An 11,241-nucleotide genomic window follows, 5' to 3' on the forward strand; every position below is an offset into this window, starting at 1 on the left:
ATGGCGTGGACGCCGCCACGTCGACGCCGTCACGCCGACGCCGTCGTGCGGACGGCGCCCGACCGGTTCAACCGCCGGTCAGTCAGCCGGCGAGCACAGCGCCGGACCGGCGGCTCAGCCCGGGTAGACCGGGGAGCCGCCCTCCTTGACGACCGGCTGCCAGTTCGCGCCGGGCGCGAGCCGCACGATGCCGTCGTTGCGCGAGTCCGCGACCACCGGGGCCTGCTCACCGTGCGGCGCGGCCACCGCGTCGACGCCGTTCAGGCCCGGCAGGACCGACGTGGCCGAGGTCGAGCCGTCCGTCTGCACGTACCGCACCTGCTGCACGCCGCCGGCCTCCGTACCGACCACGACGAGCCGGCTCGGCCCCGCCCACGACACGGCGGTGACGGACTCCAGGCGCGGCGCCGCGTCCTCCAGGTCCGTGACGGCGACGGTCTGCCGTCCTTCCACGAAGTTCCGCTCGATCCGTCCGATCTGCAGAGTGGTGCGGTCGTCCTTCGTGACGAGCAGCGCGATGCGCACGCCGTCCGCGGAGACCCGCAGCGACTCGACGCGCGCGCCGTCCCGCAGCCACGGCGTACTGACCTCGATCCGCTCGCCCTGGCCGCCGGGCACCATCCACAGGCGCGGCTTCAGCCTGTTGCGGTCGGCCACCCACAGATCGCCGCGGCCGTCCCAGCTCGGCGCCGACAGCCGGTCCTCGGGCCTGAGCCCTGCACTGGTGACGACCGGCGCCGGCAGTTCCTCGTCGGTCGTGATGGAACCGACGCGCAGTTCCCGCCCTTCCTGCAGGACCGCCGCCGCGTGGCTCTCCTCGCGGTCCACGGCGACGGACCGCACCGCGACGACGCCCTTCCCGAACGGGCCGGGCACCTCGGCGGGCTTGTCGGGCTGCCGGCCGTCGACGGACAGCATCATCAGCTTGCCGTGCTCGTCGACGAAGTACGGGTTCTCGCCCCTGCCCGGGTTCCGGACAGGCGAGAACTCGTCGCGCGCCTGCCCCTTGCCGAGCAGGCACAGCCGCTCGCCCTTGCTGCCCTGGATCTCGACCTGCTCGACCCGGACGGACGTCAGGTCGCCCAGCGTGAACAGGAGCTGCGCCGCCATGCCCTTGCAGGCGAGCGCGCTCACGTGGTCGGCCTTGGCGTTGAGCGGCACCTTCAGCGTCGACTGGTCGTCCGTCACGAGCGTGGTGACGCCCTGGCGCAGCTCCGTCCCGGACGGGAAGCGCGAGTCGACGGCGGGCTCCAGCCAGCCCGTCGGGCCCTCCAGGAGCGCCTTGACGGTCTGCGTCACCGGATCCATGCGGGTGACCGGGTCCTGCCGCTGCCGGATGTAGACGGGGTCGGCGACGACCCAGTTCTCGCCTGAGGCGAAGTAGTACTTGTTGACCGAGCGGTAGTTGCGCAGGAAGTCCGCCTCGCCGAGCACCAGGCCCTTGGGCAGGTTGTCGATGCGCCATTCCTTGCCCTTGCCGTCCGCCGAGGGCTGCTGGACCACGTGGATCGACTGGTTGTACTCGGCGGGCGCCTTCGGCTGGTACGCGTGGCTGGCGTCGACCGTCGCGATCTGCCGCCCGGAGAGCGGATAGGTCCGGCCCTTGTTCTCCGGATCGGCCATGCGGTCGGCCTGGTCGCGGCCGGGGGCGTTGGTGAGCACCGTGATGCTCTCCTCCGGCTTCCACGTCCGCGCGGCCTGCCGCGTCAGGTACTTGCGCGCCGTGGCGAAGCCGGGGTCGTCGCTCGTCATGGCCTCGAGGAAGCCGTCGACGATCTCGTCCGGATCGGCGTTCTCCCGGGGCGCCACGGCGTACACGCGAACCTGTGAGTCGCCGGGATTGGACGCCTTCACGGTCTGCACGTCACCGCTGTCGGGCATGGTCGCGCACCCGGCCGCCAGCAGCGAACCGCACGCCGCGAGCACCACGCCTCGCACCGGCCTTCCCCGCCCCAGGGTCTCCCGCTTCCCTCGAAGGTCAGCGCCCACCAGTCCCGTCCTCCCGCTCGGCGCGCGTCGACGCCATCGCCTCACCACCCTCGCCGTCGCCGCCCCCGGCTCCGGCGCTGCCCGACTGCTCCGAGGGCCGGGCCACCACGCGGGAACCACTGCCCGGCAGGGCCGTCGGGTCCGCCGTCGCCCGCGGCGCCGGCGGCATCCGCGGCGGTACGGGCAGGGCCGGGCGGTCCCCGGCCGGCTGCACCGGCACCGCCGACAGGCGCGCCCCGGCACCCGCTCCGCCGCCGGCGGAGCCCGTACCGGCCGTGTCCTGACCGGAACCGGTCGTGGTGCCGATCGCCGCCTGCTCCCGGTTGCGCCGCGAGTCCTCCGGCTCCAGCGGGATCGGGGAGCCGCGCAGCGGCTCGTCCGCCGTGCGCGGCAGCGTCAGCCGGAACTGCGAGCCGCCGCCCGCCTCGCCCCACGCCTGGAGCCAGCCGCCGTGCAGCCGCGCGTCCTCCACCGCGATGGACAGGCCGAGGCCCGTACCGCCGGTGGTACGCGCGCGTGCCGGGTCGGCACGCCAGAACCGGTTGAACACCCGGGTCGCCTCGCCCGGCTTGAGGCCCACGCCGTAGTCGCGTACGGCGACGGCGACGGCCCCGCCCGCGGCGGCCAGCTTCACGATGACGTCCCGGCCCTCGCCGTGCTCGACGGCGTTCACGACGAGGTTGCGCAGCACCCGCTCGACCCGGCGGGCGTCCGCCTCGGCCACCACCGGCTGCTCGTCGCCGACGACGACGATCCGGCTGCCCTTGCGCTCGGCCAGCGGCTCCGCGCCGCCGATCACCCGCCGGACCACCTCGCGCAGGTCTATCGGCGCGGCCTCCAGGGCGGCGGCGCCCGCGTCGAACCGGCTGATCTCCAGCAGGTCCGACAGCAGCGACTCGAAACGGTCGAGCTGGTCGCCCAGCAGCTCGGCGGAGCGCGCCGTCACCGGGTCGAAGTCGGCGCGCGCGTCGTGAATGACGTCGGCCGCCATCCGCACGGTCGTCAGGGGGGTGCGCAGCTCGTGCGACACGTCCGAGACGAACCGCCGCTGCATCCGCGACAGGTCCTCCAGCTGCTGGATCTTCAGCTGAAGGTTCTGCGCCATCTTGTTGAAGGCCTCGCCGAGGCGCGCGATGTCGTCCTCGCCGGTGACCTTCATCCGCTCCTGGAGCTTGCCGACGGACAGCCGCTCGGCGATCCCCGCGGCCATCCGCACCGGCGTGACGACCTGGCGCACCACGAGCCAGGCGATCGCGCCCAGCAGCACCACGACGAACAGTCCCGCCGTCGCGAGGGTGCCCTTGACCAGGGCGAGGGAGTCCTCCTCCTGCGTGAGCGGGAAGAGGTAGTACAGCTCGTACGGGGTGCCGTCGGCGTCGTTGAGCCGCTTGCCGATCACCAGGCCCGGCTCGGACGCCTTGCCGCTCGTGTAGTGGATCCGCGCGAACTTCTGGAACGTGCTGGTGCCCTGCGCGACGTTGTGCCGCAGGTCGGCGGGGATGCTGGTGGTCGGGTCGACCTCGCCGGACGCGCGGGCGCCGCGGCTGGCCGTGTCCCCGGTCTCCAGGGACAGCGCGACCACGTTGTAGGCGCTCTGGCCGCCGCTGGCGAGCTGCTCGACCAGCGTCGAGCGCCAGTTCACCGACGCGCCGGTCCGGCCGCCGTCCTGCTCGCCCGGCGCGGAAGGCGTGGTCGCCGCCCGGTCCTGGGCGGCGGAGAACCCGCCGGCCGCCTGGCTCTGCGCGGCCTTCTCCTTGGCGTCGAGCAGACCGTTGCGCACCTGGCCGATGACGACCAGGCCGAGGAGCAGCACGACTCCGAGGGACATGAGCAGGGTGCCCGCGACCACCCGCACCTGCAGGTTGCGCCGCCACAGCCGTACGGCGGGCAGCAGCGGACGCCGCACCCAGCGCACGACGAGCCGGAAGACGGGCCCGCCCGGGGTCCCGTCCTGAAGCAGACGGCCGAAACGCGAGCCCCCCCGTCCCGGTCCGGCAGCCCGCCCCGTACGGGCCCGCGAGTCCCCGGGCTTCGGAGCAGTACTGCCTGCGCTCATGTCAGCTCGGCCCCGCCTTGTAACCGACACCGCGGACGGTCACCACGATCTCCGGGCGCTCGGGGTCCTTCTCGACCTTCGAGCGCAGGCGCTGGACGTGCACGTTCACCAGACGGGTGTCGGCCGCGTGCCGGTAGCCCCAGACCTGCTCCAGGAGCACCTCACGCGTGAACACCTGCCACGGCTTGCGGGCGAGCGCGACGAGCAGGTCGAACTCCAGCGGCGTCAGGGCGATGGACTGCCCGTCCCGCTTCACGGAGTGACCGGCCACGTCGATGACCAGGTCACCGATGGCCAGCTGCTCGGGCGCAGGCTCCTCCGACCTCCGCAGCCGTGCCCGGATACGGGCGACGAGCTCCTTCGGCTTGAACGGCTTCACGATGTAGTCGTCGGCCCCGGACTCCAGGCCGACCACGACGTCGACGGTGTCGCTCTTGGCCGTGAGCATGACGATCGGCACACCGGACTCGGCCCTGATGAGCCTGCACACCTCGATGCCGTCCCGACCGGGCAGCATCAGGTCGAGCAGCACCAGATCCGGCTTGGCCTCACGGAACGCCGCGAGCGCCTTGTCGCCGTCAGAGACGAACGACGGCTCGAACCCTTCACCTCGCAGCACGATCCCGAGCATCTCGGCCAGTGCGGTGTCGTCATCGACGACAAGAACGCGTCCCTTCATATCGACATCATCCCATTTCCGTATCAGTCTCAAGGCGGCTGGTGAGATACCTCACTGACCTGCGGTGACGTCCGTGTTTGCCCGCCGTGAACCGCCGGTGTCTGTGGGTGTTGATGTCAGACATGGATGTCACCCCCGTGACCCCCGTGGTCGCAGAGCACCGTACCCTGCGCCCCGCCGTATGGCCCATGGGCGGACCGGCCCAATCGACCTCCCCGCCCGCCTGACCTCGCTCGCCGGCCCGTTCCCGCCTCCGACCGCGCCCCACGAAGAGCGCGGCAGGATGTGCCCGTGCTGACATGGACCCGTCGCCTGATCGCGATCGCCGCCGCCCTGGCCGCGATCCCCGCCGTCGCCGGCTGCACCGTGCCCCTCGCCGGGATGACCGGCATCTCGGTGACGGCGGACGGGCAGGCGCTCGGTGTCATCCAGATGTGCCACGACCACATCGACGGCGTGAGCCTCTATCCCGATGACGACCCGCAGCCGGCGGCCACCACGGGACGCTGGCACCGGGACGCCGCCCTCACCGGCTTCTCGACCTGGCCGCTGACCACGGACGGCGCCGACGAGGGCTGGTCCGTGGAGCAGCGCCTGGGCACCCTGGATCCGAAGCAGACCTACCGCCTGTATAGCTGGACCGACGACAGCTCCTGGTCCACCGTCCCGGTGACCGTCACCTCCGCGGACCTCGAGGAGCTGGCGCCCGGCCAGGTGCGGTACGAGATCGACGACAAGCCGTCCACCTCCTCGGTCGAGGACTTCCGCACGACGGCCTGCGAACACTTCTGACACGGCTCGACGGCTGGCCCCCGCTCGTGCGGAGCCGACGGCACGGGTTGGAACGGATGCCAGAAGGCCCGGGCCCGCCCGTCGGCGGGGCCCGCGTGGCACGATGGCTCCCGGCCCGCCGCCTGACAGGCGTACGGCCGCAGAGACCGAGCCGGTTCGGCGATCCGGCCCCGCGACCATTCCTCGAGGTGGACGACCGTGAACGACACTCCGGGCTGGACCTCGCCCGGATCTGCTCCCTCCGACGGCCACGACGGCGCCGGCGTCCCCCGGCCCGCCGCCCCCGGCGACGCGAACGGCCCTGCACCGCAGTGGTCCCAGGACCAGCCGCCCGCGGGCCAGTGGCAGCCGCCGACCGCTCCCGGCCACGGCGTCCCGCCGCCGCCCCCGGCGCCCACGCACAGCGGCCCGGGTTGGGGCCGGCCCCCGTACGGCCACTGGGGGGCGCCACCGCCCGCGAAGCCCGGCGTGGTCCCGCTGCGCCCGCTGACCCTGGGCGACATCCTCGACGGCGCCGTCACGACCATGCGCCGCTACTGGCAGACCGTCCTCGCCATCAGCATCACCGTCGCGGTCATCGTGCAGGTCGCGGACATCCTCGCCCAGCGCTACCTCGTCCCCGCGCCCGTCACGGTCGACCGCGATGCCAGCCCGGCCGAGCAGCTCTCGCAGAGCGTCGAATCCATGCAGAACAGCCTCGTCGGCATGGGCCCCACCTACGTCATCATGATCGCCGCCGGGCTCTTCAGCTCCGCGCTGTTCACCGTCGTCATCAGCCGCGCCGTCATCGGCCGCCCCGTCACCCTCGGCGACGCCTGGCGCGAGGCCCGCCCGCGGCTGCTCCAGCTGCTCGGCCTGACGCTGCTGGTACCGCTGGCGGCCGGCGCCATCATGTTCGTCGGGCTCCTGCCCGGGCTGCTCCTCGGCGGCGACGCCGGAGACGTCCTCGCCTTCGTCGGCGGCGCCTGCGCCTTCGTGACCGTCGTCTGGCTGACGATCAGTCTGTCCCTCGCGTCCCCCGCGCTGATGCTGGAGCGTCAGGGCGTCATGAAGGCGCTGAAGCGGTCGGCGAAACTGGTGCAGGGCTCCTGGTGGCGCGTCTTCGGCATCAACCTGCTCACCCAGCTGCTGATCTTCCTCTTCACGATGATCGTCGCGCTCCCGTTCGTCTTCATCGCGGTGGCCGCCTCCGGCGACGGTCTCAGCGCCATCATGAACGGCACCGTCCCCGAGACCAGCTGGTCGTTCCTGATCATCACCGGCATCGGCGGGGTCATCACCGGCGCCCTCACCTACCCGCTCTCCGCGGGCGTCTCGGTCCTCCTCTACATCGACCAGCGCATCCGCCGCGAGGCCCTCGACCTCGAACTCGCCCGGGCCGCCGGACTCCCCGGCTACGGAGGCTGATGGCGTGACGATCACGGGGGGCACGGCCGGCGACACACCGGTGGACGTTCCGCGCGTCCCCGCCCGGGAGGCGGCGGAGCGCGAACTGTCCAAGCCGATGTACCACGAGAACGATCCCAGCCTCCTCCAGCGCGGCCTCGACCGCTTCTGGGAATGGGTCGGCGGCCTCTTCGACAGCGCCGCCGGAGCGACGCCCGGGGGCATCGTCGGTCTCGTGGCCGTCGCCGTCGTCGTGCTCGCCCTGATCGCCGCCCTCTGGTGGCGCCTCGGCACCCCGCACCGCACGCCCGCCACCAGCGCCGGCGACTCCCTCTTCGACGACGGCCCCCGCACCGCCGCCGAACACCGCGCCGCCGCCACCCGCCACGCCTCGGCCGGCCAGTGGAACCAGGCCGTCCAGGAACGCATGCGGGCCATCGTCCGCTCCCTCGAGGAACGCACCCTCCTCGACCCGCGCCCGGGCCGCACCGCCGACGAGGCCGCCGCCGAGGCAGGCCGCTCGCTACCCGCCCACGCCGAAGGACTGCGCGCCGCCGCCCGCGCCTTCGACGACGTCACGTACGGCGGCCGCAGCGCCGGCGAACCCGCGTACCGCCGCATCGAACAGCTGGACGGCGCCCTGGAGCGGACCAAGCCGACGCTCGCCACGACCGCCGCCACCGGTTTCACGGAGGCGCCCCGATGAGCCGCCCGGCCACGACCAGCACCTCCACCTCGCTCACGCCCCACCAGATCTGGACCCGCGCCCGCGGCGCCTTCCTGGTGCTCGCCCTGCTCCTGATCGGCGGCACCGTCCTGGCCACGATGCGCTCCAGCGGCCACCACGGCCGCCTCGACCCCCGCTCCACCGACCCCTCCGGCAGTCGCGCCGTCGCCGAACTCCTCAAGGCCGAGGGCGTGACCGTCGACGTCGCCGACACCCTCACCGCGGCGACCGCCGCCACCGGCGCCGACACCACACTGCTCGTCACCGCCCCCGATCTCCTCACACCGGAGCAACAGGCCACGCTGCACGGGGCGATGACCCGCTCGACCGGCCGCACCGTCCTCCTCGGCCCCGGCCCGTCCTCCCTCGACACCCTCGCGCCGGGAACGAGCACCGCCCTGAGCGTCGCCGTCGCTCCCCTCGAGCCCAGCTGCACCCTGCCCGCCGCCATCCGCGCCGGCAACGTCGACCTCGGCGGCGAGCGCTACGTCACCGGTACGACCACCGCCGACACCTGCTACCTCTCCGACGGACTGCCGACCCTCGTCCGACTCCCCGGCAAGGGAACGGCCGACACGATCCTCCTCGGGTCCCCCGAACTCCTCACCAACAAGCGCCTCGCCCAGCAGGGCAACGCCTCCCTCGCCCTGCAACTCCTCGGCTCCCGGCCCCATCTCGTCTGGTACCTCCCCTCGCTCACCGACGTACCCGGCGCCACCGAGGACCCGCAGGACCCCGAAGCCACCTTCCTCGGACTGATTCCTTCCGGCTGGCTGTGGGGCACCCTCCAGCTCGCCGTCGCGGCCGTCCTCGCCGCCGTCTGGCGCGGCCGCCGCCTCGGCGCCCTCGTGCCCGAACGGCTTCCCGTCGCCATCCGCGCCTCCGAGACCACCGAGGGCCGCGCCCGCCTCTACCGCAAGACCGACGCCCGCGACCGCGCGGCCACCGTCCTGCGCACCGCGACCCGCGACCGGCTCGCCCCGCTCCTCGGCGTCCCCGGCAAGGACGCCCACTCCCCCGATCTGCTCCTCTCCGCACTGTCCGCCCGGCTCCCCACGGCCCCCGCGGTCCACCGGAACCTCCTCTTCGGCCCGGCTCCCGCCGACGACGCCGCCCTCGTCCGCCTCGCGGACCAACTCGACGCCCTCGAAAGAGAGGTACGCACCTCATGAGCGCCCCGACCCCCGAGACCCCTACGAGCTCGGACAGCGCCCGCGCCTCCCTGGAGGCCCTGCGCACCGAGATCGGGAAGGCCGTGGTCGGCCAGGACCCCGCCGTCACCGGTCTCGTCGTGGCCCTTCTGTGCAAGGGTCACGTCCTGCTCGAAGGAGTCCCCGGCGTCGCGAAGACCCTCCTGGTGCGTGCTCTCGCCTCGACGCTCGAACTCGACACCAAGCGCGTCCAGTTCACCCCCGATCTGATGCCGAGCGACATCACCGGCTCGCTCGTCTACGACGCCCGGACCGCGGAGTTCTCCTTCCAGCCGGGCCCGGTCTTCACCAACCTGCTGCTCGCGGACGAGATCAACAGGACGCCCCCGAAGACCCAGTCCTCGCTCCTGGAGGCCATGGAGGAGCGACAGGTCACCGTGGACGGCACGCCCCGTCCACTGCCCGAGCCGTTCCTCGTCGCCGCGACGCAGAACCCCGTCGAGTACGAAGGCACCTATCCGCTGCCGGAGGCCCAACTCGACCGCTTCCTGCTGAAACTGACGGTCCCGCTGCCCTCACGCGAGGACGAGATCAACGTCCTCACCCGGCACGCCCAGGGCTTCGACCCCCGCGACCTCAAGGCCGCCGGAGTCCGTCCCGTCGCCGGCCCCGCCGAACTCCAGGCCGCCCGCGAAGCCGTCGCCAAGGTCTCCGTCTCCGCCGAGATCGCCGGCTATGTCGTCGATATCTGCCGTGCCACGCGTGAATCCCCCTCGCTCACCCTCGGAGTCTCCCCCCGAGGAGCCACCGCCCTGCTCTCCACCGCCCGCGCCTGGGCCTGGCTCACCGGCCGGGACTACGTCACCCCGGACGATGTGAAGGCCCTGGCCCTGCCGACCCTGCGCCATCGCATCCAACTGCGGCCCGAGGCCGAGATGGAGGGAGTCACCTCGGACTCCGTCCTGAACTCGATCCTCGCCCACGTCCCCGTACCCCGCTGAGAACGGCACCCCATGGCCCTCACAGGACGAACCGCCCTGCTCGCTGCCATCGGGTCGCTCCCCGTGGGCATCCTCGCTCCCAGCTGGACCGGGATGCTCGCGGTGAACGCTCCGCTCACACTCGCAATTCTGTGCGACTACGCGATGGCCGCGCCAGTGCGAACGCTCCAGTTCACCCGAAGTGGTGATACATCCGTTCGATTGGGTGACGGCGCCGAAGTCCATCTCACGGTCACCAACCCGTCCCGCCGTCGCCTCCGCGCCCAGCTCCGCGACGCCTGGCCCCCTAGCAGCGCACAGAACCCCGGCCGCCGGCAGCTGACGGTCCCCGCCGGCGAACGCCGCCGCATCACCACCGCCCTGCGCCCCACCCGCCGCGGTGACCGCCGCGCAGAGCGCGTCACGGTCCGCTCCTTCGGCCCCCTCGGCCTCGCCGCCCGCCAGGGCAACCATCAGGTCCCGTGGACGGTCCGGGTCCTACCGCCGTTCACCAGCCGCAAGCATCTGCCGTCGCGCCTGGCTCGCCTACGTGAACTCGACGGCCGCACCAGCGTCCTCACCCGCGGCGAGGGCACCGAGTTCGACAGCCTCCGCGAGTACGTCCCCGGCGACGACACCCGCTCCATCGACTGGCGGGCCACCGCCCGGCAGACCGCGGTCGCCGTCCGCACCTGGCGCCCCGAACGCGACCGCCACATCCTCGTCGTCCTCGACACCGGCCGCACCTCCGCCGGCCGCGTCGGCGACGTTCCACGCCTCGACGCCGCGATGGACGCCGCACTCCTCCTCACCGCCCTGGCCTCACGCGCCGGCGACCGCGTCGACCTCCTGGCCTACGACCGCCGCCTCCGCGCCCAGGTCCAGGGCCGCTCCGCGAGCGACGTCCTGCCGGCCGTGGTCGACGCCCTGGCCAACCTCGAACCCGAACTGGTCGAGACGGACGCCCGCGGCCTCGCCGCCACCGCTCTCGCCCGCGCCCCCCGCCGCTCCCTCGTCGTGCTGCTCACCAGCCTCGACGCGGCCCCGGTGGAAGAAGGCCTCCTCCCCGTGCTCCCGCAGCTCACTCAGCGCCACACGGTCGTCGTGGCCTCCCCGTCCGACCCGTATGTCGCCCGCATGGCCGGTACGCGCGGCACGATCGAGGGCGTCTACGAGGCCGCCGCCGCGACCCAGGCCCAGACCCAGCGCGCCCGCACCGCCGAACAGCTCCAGCGTCACGGCGTCACGGTCGTCGACGCCACCCCAGAAAACCTGGCCCCCGCCCTCGCAGACGCGTATCTCGCGCTGAAGGCCGCCGGCAAGCTCTGATTCCGAGCTGCTCCTGAGGTCTGGCCTGCCTGCCCTGCTCACGGGAGGAACGACCCCTGAACGCAGAAAAGCCCCGCACCATAAGGTGCGGGGCTTTCCCACAATGATTGTTCGGCGGCGTCCTACTCTCCCACAGGGTCCCCCCTGCAGTA

The 11,241-nt window shown here is 72.9% G+C and carries 9 protein-coding genes; 6 read left to right on the forward strand and 3 right to left on the reverse strand.

Going from position 1 to position 11,241, the window contains the following annotated elements; all coding sequences use genetic code 11:
- Nucleotides 1-114 precede the first annotated feature (114 nt).
- The 3 genes from ACFY8W_RS30735 to mtrA all read right to left on the reverse strand — a co-directional run bounded on the left by ACFY8W_RS30735 (nt 115) and on the right by mtrA (nt 4,724).
- The gene (locus ACFY8W_RS30735) at nt 115-1,881 is read right to left on the reverse strand and encodes an LpqB family beta-propeller domain-containing protein (RefSeq protein ID WP_391112259.1); all 1,767 of its coding nucleotides are present in this window, start codon (nt 1,879-1,881) and stop codon (nt 115-117) included.
- Between the two features lie 97 nt (nt 1,882-1,978).
- Nucleotides 1,979-4,045, reverse strand: a complete 2,067-nt coding sequence (gene mtrB, locus ACFY8W_RS30740; RefSeq protein WP_391112173.1) for an MtrAB system histidine kinase MtrB — start codon at nt 4,043-4,045, stop codon at nt 1,979-1,981.
- A 1-nt stretch (nt 4,046) separates the two neighbouring features.
- Nucleotides 4,047-4,724, reverse strand: a complete 678-nt coding sequence (gene mtrA, locus ACFY8W_RS30745; protein WP_030250475.1) for a two-component system response regulator MtrA — start codon at nt 4,722-4,724, stop codon at nt 4,047-4,049.
- 291 nt (nt 4,725-5,015) lie between these two features.
- Here mtrA and ACFY8W_RS30750 point away from each other — a divergent pair, with 291 nt between their 5' ends.
- From ACFY8W_RS30750 to ACFY8W_RS30775, 6 genes are all read left to right on the forward strand, one after another.
- A complete protein-coding gene (locus ACFY8W_RS30750; RefSeq protein ID WP_391112177.1) occupies nt 5,016-5,516 on the forward strand; it encodes a hypothetical protein in 501 nt (166 codons plus the stop codon).
- Nucleotides 5,517-5,714: 198 nt separating this feature from the next.
- Nucleotides 5,715-6,923, forward strand: a complete 1,209-nt coding sequence (locus ACFY8W_RS30755; protein ID WP_391112180.1) for a hypothetical protein — start codon at nt 5,715-5,717, stop codon at nt 6,921-6,923.
- A gap of 4 nt (nt 6,924-6,927) precedes the next feature.
- Entirely contained in the window at nt 6,928-7,608 is a 681-nt protein-coding gene (locus ACFY8W_RS30760) for a DUF4129 domain-containing protein (RefSeq protein ID WP_391112182.1), read from the forward strand.
- Entirely contained in the window at nt 7,605-8,801 is a 1,197-nt protein-coding gene (locus tag ACFY8W_RS30765; protein ID WP_391112185.1) for a DUF4350 domain-containing protein, read from the forward strand. Before ACFY8W_RS30760 ends, ACFY8W_RS30765 begins: the two co-directional genes overlap by 4 nt.
- Nucleotides 8,798-9,781, forward strand: coding sequence for an AAA family ATPase (locus ACFY8W_RS30770; RefSeq protein WP_391112188.1), 984 nt, complete (start codon nt 8,798-8,800; stop codon nt 9,779-9,781). Before ACFY8W_RS30765 ends, ACFY8W_RS30770 begins: the two co-directional genes overlap by 4 nt.
- Before the next feature lie 12 nt (nt 9,782-9,793).
- Entirely contained in the window at nt 9,794-11,089 is a 1,296-nt protein-coding gene (locus ACFY8W_RS30775; protein ID WP_391112190.1) for a DUF58 domain-containing protein, read from the forward strand.
- Nucleotides 11,090-11,241: the final 152 nt, after the last annotated feature.

It is taken from the genome of Streptomyces sp. NPDC012637, assembly GCF_042954805.1.
Taxonomy (GTDB): domain Bacteria; phylum Actinomycetota; class Actinomycetes; order Streptomycetales; family Streptomycetaceae; genus Streptomyces.

Coding starts and splice junctions, on each gene's coding strand:
- ACFY8W_RS30735 (WP_391112259.1), bottom strand. CDS start 1,881: ATGCCCGACAGCGGTGACGTGCAGACCGTGAAGGCGTCCAATCCCGGC.
- ACFY8W_RS30770 (WP_391112188.1), top strand. CDS start 8,798: ATGAGCGCCCCGACCCCCGAGACCCCTACGAGCTCGGACAGCGCCCGC.
- mtrB (WP_391112173.1), bottom strand. CDS start 4,045: ATGAGCGCAGGCAGTACTGCTCCGAAGCCCGGGGACTCGCGGGCCCGT.
- mtrA (WP_030250475.1), bottom strand. CDS start 4,724: ATGAAGGGACGCGTTCTTGTCGTCGATGACGACACCGCACTGGCCGAG.
- ACFY8W_RS30775 (WP_391112190.1), top strand. CDS start 9,794: ATGGCCCTCACAGGACGAACCGCCCTGCTCGCTGCCATCGGGTCGCTC.
- ACFY8W_RS30765 (WP_391112185.1), top strand. CDS start 7,605: ATGAGCCGCCCGGCCACGACCAGCACCTCCACCTCGCTCACGCCCCAC.